The organism is Pseudomonas sp. GW704-F2 (assembly GCF_059423025.1).
The window spans coordinates 1-16,834 of sequence record NZ_JBWKXO010000074.1; the positions used below are offsets into that span (position 1 = coordinate 1).

14 protein-coding genes and 1 tRNA gene are annotated in these 16,834 nt (G+C 61.9%); 3 read left to right on the forward strand and 12 right to left on the reverse strand.

What is annotated here, in order from left to right; genetic code table 11:
• Positions 1–147 precede the first annotated feature (147 nt).
• From asd to leuC, 5 genes are all read right to left on the reverse strand, one after another.
• Positions 148–1,260: an aspartate-semialdehyde dehydrogenase gene (gene asd, locus AC07W0_RS30120; protein ID WP_017847701.1), complete on the reverse strand. Its 1,113-nt coding sequence runs from the start codon at positions 1,258–1,260 to the stop codon at positions 148–150.
• Positions 1,261–1,324: 64 nt separating this feature from the next.
• Entirely contained in the window at positions 1,325–2,407 is a 1,083-nt protein-coding gene (gene leuB, locus AC07W0_RS30125) for a 3-isopropylmalate dehydrogenase (RefSeq protein WP_017847702.1), read from the reverse strand.
• Between the two features lie 52 nt (positions 2,408–2,459).
• Positions 2,460–3,224 carry a class I SAM-dependent methyltransferase gene (locus tag AC07W0_RS30130; RefSeq protein WP_102618926.1) on the reverse strand — a complete coding sequence of 255 codons (765 nt, stop codon included), beginning with the start codon at positions 3,222–3,224 and terminating at the stop codon, positions 2,460–2,462.
• 135 nt (positions 3,225–3,359) lie between these two features.
• Positions 3,360–4,004, reverse strand: a complete 645-nt coding sequence (gene leuD, locus AC07W0_RS30135) for a 3-isopropylmalate dehydratase small subunit (RefSeq protein ID WP_026140124.1) — start codon at positions 4,002–4,004, stop codon at positions 3,360–3,362.
• A gap of 10 nt (positions 4,005–4,014) precedes the next feature.
• Complete coding sequence (gene leuC / locus AC07W0_RS30140) at positions 4,015–5,433, reverse strand: 3-isopropylmalate dehydratase large subunit (RefSeq protein WP_046382634.1); 1,419 nt, start codon at positions 5,431–5,433, stop codon at positions 4,015–4,017.
• Positions 5,434–5,580: 147 nt separating this feature from the next.
• Here leuC and AC07W0_RS30145 point away from each other — a divergent pair, with 147 nt between their 5' ends.
• Both AC07W0_RS30145 and AC07W0_RS30150 read left to right on the forward strand, forming a co-directional pair.
• Positions 5,581–6,471, forward strand: a complete 891-nt coding sequence (locus AC07W0_RS30145) for a LysR family transcriptional regulator (protein ID WP_017847706.1) — start codon at positions 5,581–5,583, stop codon at positions 6,469–6,471.
• A gap of 66 nt (positions 6,472–6,537) precedes the next feature.
• Positions 6,538–9,816 (forward strand): EAL domain-containing protein, encoded by a 3,279-nt coding sequence (locus AC07W0_RS30150; protein WP_102618925.1) that lies wholly within the window; start codon positions 6,538–6,540, stop codon positions 9,814–9,816.
• A gap of 3 nt (positions 9,817–9,819) precedes the next feature.
• Here the strand turns inward: AC07W0_RS30150 and AC07W0_RS30155 are convergent, their stop codons facing one another.
• Positions 9,820–11,100, reverse strand: coding sequence for a hypothetical protein (locus AC07W0_RS30155; protein ID WP_102618924.1), 1,281 nt, complete (start codon positions 11,098–11,100; stop codon positions 9,820–9,822).
• Between the two features lie 107 nt (positions 11,101–11,207).
• Positions 11,208–12,098: a hypothetical protein gene (locus AC07W0_RS30160; protein WP_057005687.1), complete on the reverse strand. Its 891-nt coding sequence runs from the start codon at positions 12,096–12,098 to the stop codon at positions 11,208–11,210.
• A 314-nt stretch (positions 12,099–12,412) separates the two neighbouring features.
• On the opposite strand from AC07W0_RS30160, the gene AC07W0_RS30165 reads away from it, so the two are divergent.
• Positions 12,413–12,805 carry a hypothetical protein gene (locus AC07W0_RS30165; RefSeq protein ID WP_158244682.1) on the forward strand — a complete coding sequence of 131 codons (393 nt, stop codon included), beginning with the start codon at positions 12,413–12,415 and terminating at the stop codon, positions 12,803–12,805.
• Positions 12,806–13,691: 886 nt separating this feature from the next.
• Here the strand turns inward: AC07W0_RS30165 and AC07W0_RS30170 are convergent.
• The 5 genes from AC07W0_RS30170 to AC07W0_RS30190 form a co-directional block, all read right to left on the reverse strand.
• Positions 13,692–14,657: a tRNA dihydrouridine synthase gene (locus AC07W0_RS30170; protein WP_017847710.1), complete on the reverse strand. Its 966-nt coding sequence runs from the start codon at positions 14,655–14,657 to the stop codon at positions 13,692–13,694.
• Positions 14,658–14,712: 55 nt separating this feature from the next.
• Entirely contained in the window at positions 14,713–15,147 is a 435-nt protein-coding gene (locus AC07W0_RS30175) for an acyl-CoA thioesterase (RefSeq protein ID WP_017847711.1), read from the reverse strand.
• A 38-nt stretch (positions 15,148–15,185) separates the two neighbouring features.
• Positions 15,186–16,019, reverse strand: a complete 834-nt coding sequence (locus tag AC07W0_RS30180; protein WP_017847712.1) for an alpha/beta hydrolase — start codon at positions 16,017–16,019, stop codon at positions 15,186–15,188.
• 14 nt (positions 16,020–16,033) lie between these two features.
• Positions 16,034–16,573 (reverse strand): TetR/AcrR family transcriptional regulator, encoded by a 540-nt coding sequence (locus tag AC07W0_RS30185; protein WP_046382629.1) that lies wholly within the window; start codon positions 16,571–16,573, stop codon positions 16,034–16,036.
• A gap of 184 nt (positions 16,574–16,757) precedes the next feature.
• Positions 16,758–16,833 (reverse strand) — tRNA-Glu (locus tag AC07W0_RS30190).
• Position 16,834 lies beyond the last annotated feature (1 nt).

A 16,834-nucleotide genomic window follows, 5' to 3' on the forward strand; every position in this document is an offset into this window, starting at 1 on the left:
CCGCCCCTCCCACATTTGAATGGGTTCACAATTCAACATGTGGGAGGGGCGGTGCGACGATTCGACTTGCTCCCGATGCCTTCCTGAAAGCCAACAAAAAACCCGCGCCTGTCACCAGTCGCGGGTTTTTCTTAGTGCCTCAAGCGATCAACGCTCCAGCAGAATCCGCAGCATGCGCCGCAGCGGTTCGGCCGCGCCCCACAGCAACTGGTCGCCGACGGTGAACGCGCCCAGGTACTGGGTGCCCATGTTCAGCTTGCGCAGACGCCCCACCGGAACATTCAGGGTGCCGGTGACCTTGGTCGGGCTCAGCTCCTGCATGCTGATTTCGCGGCTGTTCGGTACCAGCTTGACCCAAGGGTTGTGCTGGCTGATCAGCCCTTCGATATCGGCGATCGGCACGTCTTTGTTCAGCTTGATGGTCAGCGCCTGGCTGTGGCAGCGCATGGCGCCGATACGCACGCAGATGCCGTCCACCGGGATCGGGCTCTTGAAGCGACCGAGGATCTTGTTGGTCTCGGCCTGGGCCTTCCACTCTTCACGGCTCTGCCCGTTCGGCAGTTCCTTGTCGATCCACGGGATCAGGCTACCGGCCAACGGCACGCCGAAGTTCTCGGTCGGGTAGGCGTCGCTGCGCATGGCTTCGGCCACACGGCGGTCGATGTCGAGGATCGCGCTGGCCGGGTCGGCCAGTTGATCGGCGACCGCCGCGTGGGTCGCGCCCATCTGCTTGATCAGTTCGCGCATGTTCTGCGCGCCGGCGCCGGACGCCGCCTGATAAGTCATGGCGCTCATCCACTCGACCAGGCCGGCTTCGAACAAGCCGCCCAGGCCCATCAGCATCAGGCTGACGGTGCAGTTGCCGCCGATATAGTTCTTGGTGCCAGCGTCGAGTTGCTGGTCGATGACCTTGCGGTTGACCGGGTCGAGCACGATCACCGCATCGTCCTGCATGCGCAGGCTGGACGCGGCATCGATCCAGTAACCCTGCCAGCCGGCTTCGCGCAGCTTGGGGAACACTTCGCTGGTGTAGTCGCCGCCCTGGCAGGTCAGAATCACATCGAGGGTTTTCAGCTCTTCAATGCTGTAGGCGTCCTTGAGCGGCGCAATATCCTTGCCCACGGACGGCCCTTGGCCACCCACGTTCGAAGTGGTGAAAAACACCGGCTCAATAAGATCGAAATCCTGCTCTTCCAGCATCCGCTGCATGAGCACGGAACCGACCATACCGCGCCAACCGATCAGACCTACACGTTTCATCGCAACTACACCTTGTTAAAAAGTGGGCCGACTTGCAGCAACAACTGCAAGCGGGCCCGAGAGATTACAGATTCCGCAACGCGGCGACTACTGCGTCGCCCATTTCTTGCGTACCGACTTTGGTGCAACCCTGCGACCAGATGTCTCCGGTGCGCAAGCCCTGGTCCAACACCAGGCTCACGGCCTTCTCGATGGCATCCGCCGCATCGCCCAGGTTGAAGCTGTAACGCAGCATCATCGACACCGACAAAATGGTCGCCAGCGGGTTGGCGATGCCAAGGCCTGCGATGTCTGGCGCCGAACCGTGGCACGGCTCGTACATGCCCTTGTTGTTAGTGTCCAGGGACGCCGACGGCAGCATGCCGATGGAACCGGTGAGCATCGACGCCTGGTCGGACAGGATGTCGCCGAACAGGTTGTCGGTGACGATCACGTCGAACTGCTTCGGCGCGCGCACCAGTTGCATGGCGGCGTTGTCGACGTACATGTGGCTGAGTTCGACGTCCGGGTAGTCCTTGGCGACTTCTTCGACGATTTCGCGCCACAGCTGGCTGGAGGCCAGGACGTTGGCCTTATCGACCGAGCAGATCTTCTTGCTACGCACGCGGGCCATGTCGAAACCGACCCGGGCGATACGGCGGATTTCGCTCTCGCTGTACGGCAGGGTGTCGTAGGCCTGGCGCTCGCCATTCGGCAGCTCGCGCACACCGCGCGGCGAGCCGAAGTAGATACCGCCGGTCAGCTCGCGCACGATCAGGATATCCAGGCCCGCCACCACTTCCGGCTTGAGGCTCGACGCGTCGGCCAGTTGCGGGTAGAGGATTGCCGGGCGCAGGTTGCCGAACAGGCCCAGTTGCGCGCGGATCTTCAGCAAGCCGCGCTCAGGGCGGATGTCACGCTCGATCTTGTCCCATTTCGGGCCACCCACGGCGCCGAGCAACACGGCGTCGGCCGCACGGGCGCGGTCCAGGGTCTCGTCGGCCAGGGGCACGCCGTGCTTGTCGATGGCCGCGCCGCCGATCACGTCGTGGCTCAATTCGAAGCCCAGGTTGTACTTGGTGTTGGCCAGTTCCAGGACTTTGACCGCTTCGGCCATGATTTCCGGACCAATACCGTCGCCTGGGAGAATCAGAATCTGCTTGCTCATGCGTTCCTCATTTCATCATGCGACCCGCCCTGGGGCAGGTCGGGAAAAATACTCAGCGTTCGGCCCAAACCACCAGCACGTCGGTGCTGAAGGTGCCGTCGGCTTGAATTTCGTAATAATCGCGGACTTCCTGGCCCATTGCCTGTTGCAGCTCAAGAATCGCCGCACGCAAAGGCGCTGGCGTACGCATGCGCTCGACCCACGAGGTGTATTCCAGGCGCAGGCGCTGGCGGCTGCTGTTGCGCACATGCAGACCGGCTTCGCTGAGCTGGCGCATCCATTCGGCGGCGGAGTAATCGCGCACGTGGCTGGTGTCGCGCAGCACTTCGACGGTTTGCAGGTAAGTGTCCAACAGCGGGCTGCCCGGTGACAAGACATCGACAAACGCCGCCACGCCACCCGGCTTGAGCACCCGGCGCACTTCGCGCAGGGCCAGGCCGAGGTCGCTCCAATGGTGCGCCGAATAGCGGCTGAACACGAAGTCGAATTCGCCATCGGCGAACGGCAAGCGCTCAGCGGCGCCGTGGACCGTGCGGATATTGCCCAGGCCACGGTCTGCGGCAGCGGCGGCGACCACGTCGAGCATCTGCTGGGACAGGTCGTAGGCCACCACTTCTTTTACCAGCGGCGCCACATGGAAACTGACATGACCGGCGCCGCAGCCCAGATCCAGCAGTCGCGCAGCGCCGTGCCCGGCCAGTTCGGCCTGGAGCAGCGCAAATTCAGTACCTTGGGCGTGTACGGCACTGCTCAGGTAGACCGAGGCCTGTTCACCGAATTGTTTTTGCACGACTTGGGTGTGGGCGGCTTTGGTCATGGTGAGTTTCCTGGGTTTTGTGTGGTTAACACTGACCCCATCGGGGGCAAGCCCCCTCCCACATGTTGATGTGTGAACACGTTCAAATGTGGGAGGGAGCTTGCTCCCGATGGCGGCGGTCCTGCCTACATCACATCAAGCGTCGCGAAACAACCAAGGCTGGCTGGCCCGGTGCCTGGTTTCAAACGCGGCAATCGCATCGCCGTCCTGCAAGGTCAGGCCGATGTCGTCCAGGCCGTTGAGCAGGCAGTGCTTGCGGAAGGCATCCACTTCAAAGTGGTACACCTTGCCGTCCGGACGGGTCACGGTCTGCGCGGCGAGGTCGACGGTCAGTTCGTAGCCGGGGTTGGCTTCCACTTGCTTGAACAGTTCATCCACTTCGGCATCGCTCAAGATGATCGGCAGCAAGCCGTTCTTGAAGCTGTTGTTGAAGAAGATGTCGGCGTAGCTCGGCGCGATGATGCTGCGAAAGCCATATTCTTCCAGGGCCCACGGCGCGTGTTCGCGGCTGGAGCCGCAGCCGAAGTTTTCCCGCGCCAGCAGCACGCTGGCGCCCTGGTAACGTTCGGCGTTGAGCACGAAGTCCTTGTTCAGCGGGCGCTTGGAGTTGTCCTGGTAGGCGTAGCCCACGTCCAGGTAGCGCCACTCGTCGAACAGGTTGGGACCGAAACCGGTGCGCTTGATCGACTTCAAGAACTGCTTGGGGATGATCTGGTCAGTGTCCACGTTGGCACGGTCCAACGGCGCGACAAGACCAGTGTGTTGGGTAAAAGCTCTCATCGGGTATTCCTCAGATCAATTCGCGAACGTCGATGAAACGACCGTTGACGGCAGCGGCGGCGGCCATGGCCGGGCTCACCAGGTGAGTACGCCCACCGGCGCCCTGACGCCCTTCGAAGTTACGGTTGGAGGTCGACGCGCAATGCTCGCCGGACTCCAAGCGGTCCGGGTTCATCGCCAGGCACATGGAGCAGCCCGGTTCACGCCATTCAAAACCGGCTTCGAGGAAGATCTTGTCCAGGCCTTCCGCTTCGGCCTGGGCCTTCACCAGGCCCGAACCCGGCACCACGATGGCCTGCTTGATGGTCGAGGCGACTTTGCGGCCCTTGGCGATCACTGCCGCGGCGCGCAGGTCTTCGATCCGCGAGTTGGTGCAGGAACCGATGAACACGCGATCCAACTGAATGTCGGTGATCGCCTGGTTGGCTTTCAAGCCCATGTACTTCAAGGCGCGCTCGATGGAACCGCGCTTGACCAGGTCGGCTTCCTTGGCCGGGTCCGGCACGTTCTGGTCGACGGCCAAGACCATTTCCGGCGAGGTGCCCCAGCTGACTTGCGGCTTGATCTGGCTGGCGTCCAGTTCCACCACGGTGTCGAACACGGCATCGGCGTCGGAGACCAGGTCTTTCCAGGCCTCAACGGCGGCATCCCAGTCGGCGCCTTTGGGGGCGAACGGACGGCCTTTGACGTACTCGACGGTTTTTTCGTCCGCCGCCACCATGCCCACGCGGGCACCGGCTTCGATGGACATGTTGCAGATGGTCATGCGGCCTTCGATGGACAGGTCGCGAATGGCGCTGCCGGCGAATTCGATGGCATGGCCGTTACCGCCGGCGGTGCCGATCTTGCCGATCACGGCGAGCACGATGTCCTTGGCGGTCACACCGAAAGGCAATTGGCCTTCGACGCGCACCAGCATGTTCTTCATTTTCTTGGCGACCAGGCACTGGGTGGCGAACACATGTTCCACCTCCGAGGTGCCGATGCCATGGGCCAGGGCGCCGAACGCGCCGTGGGTGGAGGTGTGGGAGTCACCGCAGACCACGGTCATGCCGGGCAAGGTCGCGCCCTGCTCCGGGCCGATCACGTGGACGATGCCTTGGCGCACGTCATTCATTTTGAATTCGGTGATGCCGTATTCGTCGCAGTAGTCGTCGAGGGTCTGCACCTGCAAACGCGACACGGTGTCGACAATGGCGTCGATCCCGCCCTTGCGCTCCGGAGTGGTCGGCACGTTGTGATCCGGGGTGGCGATGATCGAGTCGACGCGCCAAGGCTTGCGCCCGGCCAGCCGCAGGCCTTCGAACGCTTGGGGCGAGGTCACTTCATGGATGATGTGACGGTCGATATAGATCAGCGACGAGCCATCGTCGCGCCGTTTCACTTCATGGGAATCCCAAAGCTTGTCGTAAAGCGTTTTGCCGGCCATCAGTCGGTCCTCATCAGCGGTCTTTCTATGCCCCGGGTCTTGAGACATTCAATAACCCTTTGGCTTGTGAGGCTGATGGTATGGCGCTACATTAAATAACTCAAATTCATATTTTTTATGCTTTGGATTACCAACTGGAATACCACAATGGACCTGGCCAACCTCAATGCTTTTATTGCCATCGCCGAGACCGGCAGCTTCTCCGGCGCCGGTGAGCGCCTGCACCTGACCCAACCGGCCATCAGCAAACGCATTGCCGGCCTCGAGCAGCAACTGAAAGTGCGCCTGTTCGATCGCCTGGGCCGTGAAGTCGGCTTGACCGAAGCCGGGCGCGCCCTGCTGCCGCGCGCCTATCAGATTCTCAACGTCCTGGACGACACCCGGCGCGCCCTCACCAACCTCACCGGTGAAGTCAGCGGGCGCCTCACATTGGCCACCAGCCACCACATCGGCCTGCATCGCCTGCCGCCGATCCTGCGCACCTTTACCCGGCAATACCCCAACGTGGCGCTGGATATTCAGTTTCTCGACTCGGAAGTGGCCTACGAAGAGATCCTGCATGGCCGCGCCGAAGTGGCGGTGATCACCCTGGCGCCCGAGCCGCACAACTTGGTGCGCGCCACCCCGGTGTGGGACGACCCGCTGGATTTCGTGGTGGCGCCGGAGCACAGCCTGACCCGCAACGGCTCGGTCACCCTGGCGGACATCGCCGGGCACCCGGCGGTTTTCCCCGGCGGCAACACCTTTACCCATCACATTGTCAGCCGCCTGTTCGAGGCCCAGGGCCTCACGCCGAACATCGCGATGAGCACGAACTATCTGGAAACCATCAAAATGATGGTGTCCATCGGCTTGGCGTGGAGCGTATTACCGCGCACCATGCTCGACGATCAGGTGACAAGTATCGCTTTGCCGGGCATACAACTCAGTCGCCAGCTAGGCTATATCGTGCATACCGAAAGGACGCTGTCGAACGCTGCGCGGGCTTTTATGAGCCTCTTGGATGCACAGGTCGAGCTGCCAGGGACACCGGCATGAAGCTGTGCGGCCTCAAGGCCTGAATAAAACCGCGCCGAACGCCCATCGAGCCAAGGCTTTTTGATAATGCGCAATCCCGTCGACCCTATGCCACCCCTGCCCCGCATTTACGCCCTGGACCCTGAAGAGGCGGAACAAAGCTGGGACAGCGCCCCGCAACTGCTGGCAGCGCTTAACGCTGCACGGCTGGGTGCATGGTGCTGGGAAATCGATACCGGGCGTATCAGTTGGTCACGGGGCACCCAGGCGCTGTTCGGCTTCGACCCGCGCCAACCGTTGCCCAAGGATCTGGAGTACCTGGACCTGCTCGCGCCGCAAGACCGCGCCCGGGTGATACGCGCGTTTCACGCGGTGCTAGCCGGCGAGCCGTTCGAGCAGGCCATGCACCACCACATCCAGTGGCCGGATGGCAGCCAGCACTGGCTGGAAATCAACGGCAGCCTGGCGCCGGACAAAGCCGGCCGGCGCCGCATGATCGGCGTGATCCGCGAGACTACCCGCCAGCGCGAGCGGGAACACGCCCTCAGCCACTCCGAAAAGCGCTTCGCCACGCTGTTTCACTTGTGCCCGAACATGGTCCTGCTCACCCGCCAGTCCGACGGCTTGATCAGCGAAGCCAACCAGTATTTCCAGATCCTCTTCGGCTGGCCGGTCGCCGACGCCATCGGTCGCACCACCCTGGACCTCGGCCTGTGGCTCCACCCTGAACAGCGTGCGCAGTTGGTCAGGGCCACCCAGCGCAAGGGCGAACCCATCACCATGGAAGTGCAATTCTGTGCCAGCAACGGGCAGATCCACGATGGCACGCTCTGCGCGCAGAAGGTCGAGCTGGACGGCGAGGCCTACCTGATCAGCACCTTTCTCGACACCACCGAGCGCAAAAACGCCGAGCAAGCCTTGAAAGACAGCCAGGAGCGCCTGGACCTGGCCCTGGACTCCGCGCAATTGGGCACCTGGGACTGGCACATTCCCACCGGCATGCTCTACGGTTCGGCCCGCGCCGCCCAACTGCACGGCCTGCCGGCGCAAGCGTTCCATGAATCGTTCGAGGCGTTTTTCGAGGGCATGCCCAAGGAAGAGCGCGAGAGTATGCGCAACGCCTATCGCACCCTGCGCGAAGGCCCGGCCGGCAACTATCAGCTGACTTACCGTGTACAACTGGAAGACGGCAGCCCGCGCTACCTGGAAAGCCGCGCACGCCTGTACCGCGACGAAAAAGGCGCGCCACTGCGCATGGCCGGCACCCTGCTGGACATCACCGACCAGGTCGAGCGCGAACAACGCCTGAGCGCCTCCGAAGAAAAATTCGCCAGCCTGTTCCAGGCCAGCCCCGACCCGATCTGCGTCACCCGCCTGGACAACGGCGAGTTCATCGAGATCAACCCCGCGTTCACCCAGACCTTTGGCTGGACGGCCGCCGAAGTGATCAACATGAGCGCCGAACAGATCGGCCTGTGGGACGAGTCGAGCCAGCGCCTGCAACGCATCGAACAGGTGATTCGCGACCAGGCGCTGAACAACGTGGCGATCATCGCGCACCACAAAAGCAGCCAGGCCCTGACCTGCGTGATTTCCAGCCGGATGATCAAGGTCGGCGACCAGCCGTGCATCGTCACCACCCTGCGCGACATTACCCAGCAGCAACGCTCCGAGGCCGCGCTGAAGGCCAGCGAAGAAAAATTCGCCAAAGCCTTCCATTCCAGCCCCGACGCGATTTCCATTACCGAACACGACACCGGCCGCTATGTGGAGGTGAACGACGGGTTCTGCCGCTTGACCGGTTTTCGTGCCGAAGATGTCATCGGCCTGACGCTGTACCAGGTCGGCATCTGGGCCGATGAAAACCAGCGCGCGGTGCTGCTGGCCGAACTGCAACTCAAAGGCCGTATCCGCCATTTGGAAATGCTCTGGCACAACAAGCGCGGCGATGTGCTGGCGGTGGAGGTTTCAGTCGAGCCGATCACCCTCAACGAAACCCCTTGCCTGTTGCTGACCGCGCGGGATGTGAGCCTGTTGAAAAACGCCCAGGCGCAGATCCGCCACCTGGCCTACCACGACCCGCTGACCAACCTGCCCAACCGCGCACTGCTGATGGACCGCCTGAGCCAACAGATCGCCCTGCTCAAGCGCCATAACCTGCGCGGTGCATTGCTGTTTCTCGACCTCGACCACTTCAAGCACATCAATGATTCCCTCGGTCACCCGGTGGGCGACACCGTGCTGAAAATCGTCACCGCGCGCCTCGAAGCCAGCGTGCGTATGGAAGATACCGTGGCGCGCCTGGGCGGCGATGAGTTCGTGGTGCTGCTCAGCGGCCTGGATGGCACGCGCACCGAAGTCAGCGCCCAGGTTCAGGAACTGGCCGACACCCTGCGTGAATTGCTCTCCGAACCGATGTTCCTCGACGGCCAACGCCTGCAAGTCACGCCGAGCATCGGTGTGGCTCTGATCCCCGATCATGGCTCGACCCCGGCCGACCTGCTCAAACGTGCCGACATCGCGCTGTACCGCGCCAAGGATTCGGGGCGCAACGCCACGCAGATGTTCCACAACAGCATGCAGAAAACCGCCAGCGAACGCCTGCGCATGGAAACCGACCTGCGCCTGGCCCTGTCACGCGGCGAATTCAGCGTGCATTACCAACCCCAGGTGGACGCGCGCGGCAATAAGATTGTCGGCGCCGAGGCCCTGGTGCGCTGGCAGCATCCGCAACTGGGCGCGCAGGCGCCGTCCGAATTCATCAAAGTGCTGGAAGACAGCGGCCTGATCCTCGAAGTCGGCACCTGGATACTCGATGAAGCGTGCGCCGCCTTCGAGCAATTGATCAAAGAAGGCAAGGTGGACCCTCTGAATTTCAGCCTGTGCGTGAACATCAGCCCCCGGCAGTTCCGCCAGAACGACTTTGTCGAACGCGTCGAGCGCAGCCTCAAGCAGCATTCACTGCCCTACTGCCTGCTGAAACTGGAAATCACCGAAGGCATCGTGATCCAGAACCTGGATGACACCATCAGCAAAATGCGTCGCCTGAAAAAGCTCGGCGTGAGTTTTGCGATGGACGACTTCGGCACCGGTTACTCATCGCTCACCTACCTCAAACGCTTGCCGGTGGATACGCTGAAGATCGACCAGTCCTTCGTGCGCGATGCCACCCACGACCCCAACGACGCCGAAATCATCCGCGCCATTGTGGCCATGGCGCGCAGCTTGAACCTGGGGGTGATCGCCGAAGGCGTTGAAACCCCGGAGCAACTGGCGTTCCTGCAAAAGCTGGGCTGCCACTTGTTCCAGGGTTATTTGCACAGCCGGCCCTTACCGATAGAAGGGTTCAGGCTCTTGCTGGATTGAGGCTCAGACCAGCTTCAGGGCCCGGAACCCCGAACTCATCCAGCGCGATGAGGCCAGGTCGTGCTTTTTTCCATAGAAATCCAGCGCCCCATCGATCACCGCCACCGAATGCCAGTTGTCTGCCAGGGTGCCGATCGCCCCGTTGGCCAACTCTGCGACCGTGCTTTCACGCACGTAGCCAAACAACCCCAGGCGGCGCAGCGCTTCGCCAGGGTACTCGCCATCGTTGAGGGTTTGCAGAGCCGTCGTGTAACTCTGGCGGGCACGAAAATCGTTGTTCTCGATCTGCGCGCGCTTGGCACTGACTGCGTACAAAAAGTGCGCGGCATTCAGCAACTGTCGATTATTGCCATGAAAGTTCGACTCGGCGGCAGCCTGGCGCACTTCCTCGTGGGTCAGTTGCAACCGGAAGGCATCTCGCATGACCACGTCAAACCCCGTCGGCGTGATGTGAACCTGCTTATAGATCGCCCTCGGGTCTTGCCCGAACCGGATCATCGCCGCCTTGATCGCCGAGACCGTGACGCAATTGCCTTCGACCCCCTGGTAAAACCCGCTCCAGATGTCCGCGGGCCGGACGCTCGCGACCACAGGGGCGGCGCCGCGATTGCTCGGCGGCGGCAGTTGATCATCGAACAAGACATACCCATAGCCCCGATCGGCCGTTCGTGGTGTCCCGCCATCATGCCTGACCCCCTCGCGCACCAGCGCCGACCCGCGGTTATGGGTCTCCAGCACCCCTACCGCGCCCTTGCCCGCCATATCGCTCACCGGGACGAACTGCGACAGGCCGAACACCCCCATGCCTTGCAGACAACGCTGGGTGGTCTCGCCCTCGAGCGTCTTCGCCAAGGCGGCTTCGAACGTGGCATAGCCCCCGGTCAGTTGCTTGCGTTTGACAAAGGCGGCAAACATGAAATTGGCATCCTTTACCACGCCGCTGTCCGCCCCCGTGAAGCGGGAAGCCTGCGACGCCTGCTGCAACTCCTGGCGGGACAGGTGCAGCTTGAACTCATCCTTCATCGTGACGTCGTACCCATCGCCCGAGGGTAGCAACTCGTTAAACATCGCGGCTGGACGCTGACCGAACGTCATCATCATCAACTTGATCACCGCCGCGTGGCTGCTGCAATCAAAACTCTCGCCGAAGCGCCGCTCGCTCGCGTGGAATGCTGAAGCGATATCAGCCGGCCTTTCACCTGCGGGTTTCACCGGAAATACGGGAGAAGCCCCGCGCTGCTGGGCCGTTTCGATCATCGAACGGCTAGCTGTGGAGATATACATGCACTGGGTTCCTGACGCTTGTAAAAAATAAGCAGCCGAACGGGCAGCCAGGTTTGGGCTGACTGCCCCGTTCGCAGCCCTTCAATTCAACGGATTCACCAATAGGGCTATGGCACCAGAGCTATGGCATCGCCGTGCGTGGGCGCTTTTCCCTGTCGCCCCCATAGCTCTTCGCGACCGTTGATGACCGCCACCGAATGCCGGGCCCGATTGCACATGCCCAACTGCCCCTTGGCGAGCTCACGCACGGGGACCCTCTTCATGTGCTTGCTCAGCCCCAGCCGCTTCAACCCCTCCCCCGGCCCTCGCTCATCCTCGCCATCATTCAGGCTGCGGATCGCCGCACCGAAACTGCGTGCCGCCCTGCCATCGTTGTTTTCGTCCTGGGCACGCTTGGCGCTGATCGCGAAAAGAAATTGCGCGTCTTTGAGCATCTCTTTGTCAGCCCCGACAAATTTTGCCCCACGCGCACCTTCGGCGAGCTCCCGGTCCGTCAGGTTGACGGTTACGTCATCGCGCATGACCACGTGATAACCACGCTCGGTTTTTTTCACCTCCTTGAAAATATCCGTAGGGCTTTGGCCAAACTGGTACATCGCCGCCTTGATGGCCGATACCGTCACGCAGTTGCCATCCGGCCCTTGGCGAAAGCCGCTCCAGATATTGTCGGGCTTCGCGCCGTTGCGCTTCTTCGAAAGGCCCGCGATCATCGCCGCAGGCTCGGGTTTGGGCGGCGCCGGCGCAGGCACCACAGGCGTAGTGACCTCCGGCCGCGATGGGGATATTCCCGGCAGCGGCTTCTCTTTGTTATCAGAGACCAAGTTAATCAGCTGAGTTAAAAACGAAGTAAACAGCGTCATTAACTTATCGAGCGGCTCTGAATTATTCGCCACGCCATGAGTGTTTTCCCGCACGTGCTCCAGTACCCCCTGGCTCGCCGGAGACGGCACACTCAAGAAACCGCTTAATTGCGCAAACTGTTCATTTTTTGCTTTCATGGAATCGACAGGAAGTACCTGACGAACATCCACAACACGCGCAATATTATTAATTGAACAACATGACATACGGGCCTCCACTTGCAGGCACTTCCCGGAACATCAGTCCCAAAGAAGTGCACATCCAGTTCAATACGTATAAAGGAAGTTGCTGACGTCAGGCTCTGAATGCAGGCCGGCGGCTGGTCCGCCAGTCGCGCATATCAGATTGACGTTCAGCCGGGCCGGGACTGGTTATATCCGGGGTAGGCGTATCTGGTTGTGGTTGTGGTTGTGGCTGTGGTTGTGGCTGTGGTTGTGGCTGTGGCTGTGGCGTGATCGCAGGTACTTCCGGGGTGGCCGGTCGCGGCTTGACCTCAAGCGCATGCACACCCGGCTTGGGTGCCGGCATGACCTCCGGCGTAGGTGTGTGCTTGTGCGTAGGCGTAGGCGTAGGCGTAGGCGCGGGCGTAGGCATGGGCGTAGGCGTGGGCGCAGGCGTGTGCGTGTGCGTAGGCATGGGCGTAGGCGTGTGCGTAGGCGTGTGCGTGTGCGTGTGCGTGTGCGTAGGCATGGGCATAGGCGTAGGCATGGGCGCAGGCGTGTGCGTGTGCACAGGCACCACTTCAACCTTGCGAGCGGCTTCCGGCATCGGCATGACGCGAGGTAAAACCGCTGCCGCATTCGGTTTCGTTTCGCCGCTCAGCGCCTTCGTATCGGGGCAATGACAATGACCGACGTTAACGTTCACTTGCACCTGATTGTCGGCATCCTTGATCACGGAGGCAGTGGATTGATGCATGTGGGGTGACACCGGAAGAGCCGGCTGGCCTCGCCGATCAGCCGTCAATGCGAGGTGTCCAGGCTTCTCCGGCAGCTTGCTCGCATCCACTGGAATGGCGGGCGTTTTATCCGCCCCAGGCAACATGCCGGACACCATGTTCCGCCCCGAAAACATCTCACGCACGGTTTTGACAACCTGCTCCAGCATGTCAAGCAAGCGTGCAAGCCCGCCTGTCTCGATTGTCATGTTGCTGTTCGAAACCTTGAAAGGGTCATGAGGCACGCCAGGGTGAGCCACAGTCGTATTGGCCCCCAATGTGCCGGTTTGCGTGAAGGTTTTCGACATGGATGGCGACAACCGCTCCATGGATGTTGTATCGCCGTTGAACAAAGGTGAATGATTAATCGATAGCGACATCAGTAAGTTCCTTATTGGCACGGCCCGGCTCGGTTAATCAGCGGGGCAGGCAAGAGTTTTTTATCGACTGGAAACAACCCATGCTGCTTCACAGTCGATACTTTCGTGGAATACGAGGCTATCGAGTTCCAGAAATCGCGACTCATATAAGGAAACCAAATCAAACTTTCGGACTTTTCCCCCTGTTAATTTTTAAAAGACCGCAAACCAAGTAGCCTTAGCCAGATCCGACTGGACACACACGCTAATAAACCACCCTCTGGGCAACTTACCGACACAACCCCAAAACCTGCACGGCATCCGGCTGTGTTATTTCGCCCCGACTTCCTCGCGCCAAAACGCAAAATGCCCCGCATCTTTCGATACGGGGCATTTTCTTCAAACAAACGAGCTGCGCATTCAAGCGCAACGGGTCACCCCTCAGACGCGGCAGGATGGGCCATCCCCAACAACCGGCTCACCTGCTCCAAGTCCGTCTCCCGACGCATGGCGGTGAACAGCTCGACGGCCTCCGGGTAATTGCGCGTCAGCATCGCCAACCACTGCTTCAGCCGGCCGGGCGCCTGGCGTTCGGTCAGTTGGGCCACCGACTGGGTCCAGAAATCCTGGAGCATCGGCTGCATCTGCGCCCAGGTCATTGCCACGACGTCTTCGCCGGCGCGTGCCGCCGCGATCTGCCGCGCAAGATCCGGACGCGCAACCAGCCCGCGACCCAGCATGATGTCTTCGGCGCCGCTGACTTCGCGGCAACGCTTCCAGTCTTCGACGCTCCAGATATCGCCATTGGCGAACACTGGCACCTTGACCACATCCTGCACGCGTGGAATCCACTCCCAGTGAGCCGGCGGTTTGTAGCCATCGGTCTTGGTCCGCGCATGCACGACGATATGCGCCGCGCCGCCCTCGGCCAGCGCCGTCGCGCATACCAGCGCGCCATCCGGGCTGTCGAAGCCCAGGCGCATCTTGGCGGTCACCGGGATATGCGCCGGCACTGCGCGACGCACATGCTCGACGATGCGGTTGAGCAGCTCCGGCTCCTTGAGCAGCACCGCGCCGCCACGGGACTTGTTGACGGTCTTGGCCGGGCAGCCGAAATTCAGGTCGATCACCTCGGAGCCCAACTCGCAGGCCAGGGCCGCGTTCTCTGCCAGGCACACCGGGTCGGAACCGAGCAACTGCACACGCAGCGGCACGCCAGCGGCGGTGTGGGCACCGTGCAGCAGTTCGGGGGCGAGCTTGTGGAAATAGGCCGGGGTGAGCAGGCGGTCGTTGACGCGGATGAACTCGGTCACGCACCAGTCAATACCGCCCACGCGGGTCAACACGTCCCGCAGGATGTTGTCGACCAACCCCTCCATGGGCGCCAAAGCAATTTGCATGGAAAACACTCAACAAAAATCGTGGCGCAGTTTACTGGGTTTCCCGCCGCGACCGTTAACCCCCTGTCAGGGCGGCGCCGTAGCCGTCGAGAAACTCCGCCGGCATGCGCTTGGGCTTGCCGCTGGACAGTTCGATACAGACAAAGGTGGTTTGTGCGCGCAGCAGGGTCGCGCCGTCGCGAGGGCGTACCAGCTGGAAACGCCGGGTCATTTTCAGGCGCTGGTCCCAGTCGACGATCCAGGTCGCCAGTTGCAGCTCGTCGCCTTCATAGGCGGCCGCCAGGTAGTCGATCTCATGGCGCACCACGGCCATGGCGCGGTCCAGTCGCCGGTACTCGGTGAGGTCCAGCCCCAGGCGCTGGGAATGGCGCCAGGCGCAACGTTCCAGCCAGGACACGTACACCGCGTTATTGGCGTGCCCCAGGCCGTCGATGTCCTCGGCGACGACCTGCAGATCGATGATAAACGGCGTTGCCAAATCCCAGCCCATACCTTGCTCCTGTCGATTGATGTCGGCAGGGCAGTGTATCAGGCAGTTTGGCGCGCCTGTAAACGGCAGCCCGCCAGCAGCGCCAGCACCGCCTCGACCACCCGCGGATCGGCCAGCACGCGCTGGTGCCCGCCCTGCTCCAGGCGCAACAGGCGGCTGTCAAACCAGGCGTCGTGGATGACCTGGGAAGCGCTGACCGGCACGAAGGTATCGTCTTCGGCATGCACGATCAGGCCGGGGAGGTCCATCTGGTAATGGGCCACGTCCAAGTGCTTGAGCGGCATGCCCAGGGTCAGCTCGACTTCCTGGATAAACGCTGAGCGCGCCCGCGACGGCAAACCGACCATCCCGGCAAACCCGCCGAGCACATCAAGGAAGCGCGACGGCGCGGCAATGCTCACCAGCGCTTCGGTACGCAGCCCCAATTGCACCGCCAGCATCGCACTGGCGCCGCCCATGGAGTGGCCGACCACCGCATGCAACGGCGGCAGCTCGGCCGCCGCTTCAAGCATCGCGCGGGCAAACAGCAGTACGTGGGCTTCACGCCCCGGCGAACGGCCATGGGCCGGGCCATCTAGGGCGAATACCGAATAGCCGTTCTGCACCAGCGCAGTGATCAGGCTGGCGAACTGGGTGGGCCGGCCTTCCCAACCGTGCATCAGCAGCACCGCCGGGCCCTGGCCCCAGCGCAACGCCGACAGGCCGAAACGCAAGGTGACGCGCTCGGCGTGCGCCAGCAGCGGCAACTCCCAATCCCGCGGTGGCAGATCCCGCGGGGTCATGAAGACCCGCCGCATGCTGTTGGCCACCGTGTGCGGCGCCAGGCGCCCCAAGGTGCCGTTGACGCCACGAATCCAGGTCAATGCGCCCATTTTTATAACCCCTCTTAACGTATGGCCGACTTGGCGGCACGCAACACACGATCGGACAACTCACCCGGCCCCAGGGCACGCGCCAATGCCAGCCCACCGACCATCAAGGCCATGTCCGCCAGGGCCTTGTCAGTGTCTTCCGGGCTGGCGGCCAGTTGTGCGGCCATCAGTTCCACATGTTCGTTGAGGACATCGCGAAAGGCGTCCGGCAGGCGGCCCATCTCGCCCACGGTTGCCGGAATCGGGCAAGCCTTGGCCGTGGAGTCGCGGTGCTTGCGCGACAGGTAGAACGCCGCAACCAGGGCACGGCGCTCTTCGCCGGTGAGTTGGGCATCCATGTCGTCGATCGATGCACGGCGCTGGGCCAGCAATTGGCTGAAGGCTTCCAGCATCAGCGCATCTTTGCTTTCAAAGTGCGCGTAGAAGCCGCCGACAGTCAGCCCCGCCGCCCCCATGACCTCGCCAACGCTCGGCTCGGCCGGGCCACGCTGGACCAACGCGGCGCTAGCAGCCTGCAGGATACGTTCGCGGGTTTGCGCTTTTTTATCGCTCATCGTGTGCCTCCGACTCTCATGGGTTAAATATTATAGCCATAATAATATTTCGCAAGCGAGCGGCACGACCATTGGTCAGAAGCCCGGAGGGGCAAGGGAAGGGAGAATTGGCCAAACGCCAGACAAACAAAAGGGCCATTCAATAATTGAATGACCCTTAAAAATCCCGCAGAGCGGGTAATCGTGGCGTCCCCTAGGGGACTCGAACCCCTGTTACCGCCGTGAAAGGGCGGTGTCCTAGGCCACTAGACGAAGGGGACA

What these genes read in the sequence shown, in the direction of transcription:
- asd (WP_017847701.1), bottom strand. Translation starts at nt 1,260, where the DNA reads ATGAAACGTGTAGGTCTGATCGGTTGGCGCGGTATGGTCGGTTCCGTG.
- leuB (WP_017847702.1), bottom strand. Translation starts at nt 2,407, where the DNA reads ATGAGCAAGCAGATTCTGATTCTCCCAGGCGACGGTATTGGTCCGGAA.
- AC07W0_RS30130 (WP_102618926.1), bottom strand. Translation starts at nt 3,224, where the DNA reads ATGACCAAAGCCGCCCACACCCAAGTCGTGCAAAAACAATTCGGTGAA.
- leuD (WP_026140124.1), bottom strand. Translation starts at nt 4,004, where the DNA reads ATGAGAGCTTTTACCCAACACACTGGTCTTGTCGCGCCGTTGGACCGT.
- leuC (WP_046382634.1), bottom strand. Translation starts at nt 5,433, where the DNA reads ATGGCCGGCAAAACGCTTTACGACAAGCTTTGGGATTCCCATGAAGTG.
- AC07W0_RS30145 (WP_017847706.1), top strand. Translation starts at nt 5,581, where the DNA reads ATGGACCTGGCCAACCTCAATGCTTTTATTGCCATCGCCGAGACCGGC.
- AC07W0_RS30150 (WP_102618925.1), top strand. Translation starts at nt 6,538, where the DNA reads ATGCGCAATCCCGTCGACCCTATGCCACCCCTGCCCCGCATTTACGCC.
- AC07W0_RS30155 (WP_102618924.1), bottom strand. Translation starts at nt 11,100, where the DNA reads ATGTATATCTCCACAGCTAGCCGTTCGATGATCGAAACGGCCCAGCAG.
- AC07W0_RS30160 (WP_057005687.1), bottom strand. Translation starts at nt 12,098, where the DNA reads ATGAAAGCAAAAAATGAACAGTTTGCGCAATTAAGCGGTTTCTTGAGT.
- AC07W0_RS30170 (WP_017847710.1), bottom strand. Translation starts at nt 14,657, where the DNA reads ATGCAAATTGCTTTGGCGCCCATGGAGGGGTTGGTCGACAACATCCTG.
- AC07W0_RS30175 (WP_017847711.1), bottom strand. Translation starts at nt 15,147, where the DNA reads ATGGGCTGGGATTTGGCAACGCCGTTTATCATCGATCTGCAGGTCGTC.
- AC07W0_RS30180 (WP_017847712.1), bottom strand. Translation starts at nt 16,019, where the DNA reads ATGGGCGCATTGACCTGGATTCGTGGCGTCAACGGCACCTTGGGGCGC.
- AC07W0_RS30185 (WP_046382629.1), bottom strand. Translation starts at nt 16,573, where the DNA reads ATGAGCGATAAAAAAGCGCAAACCCGCGAACGTATCCTGCAGGCTGCT.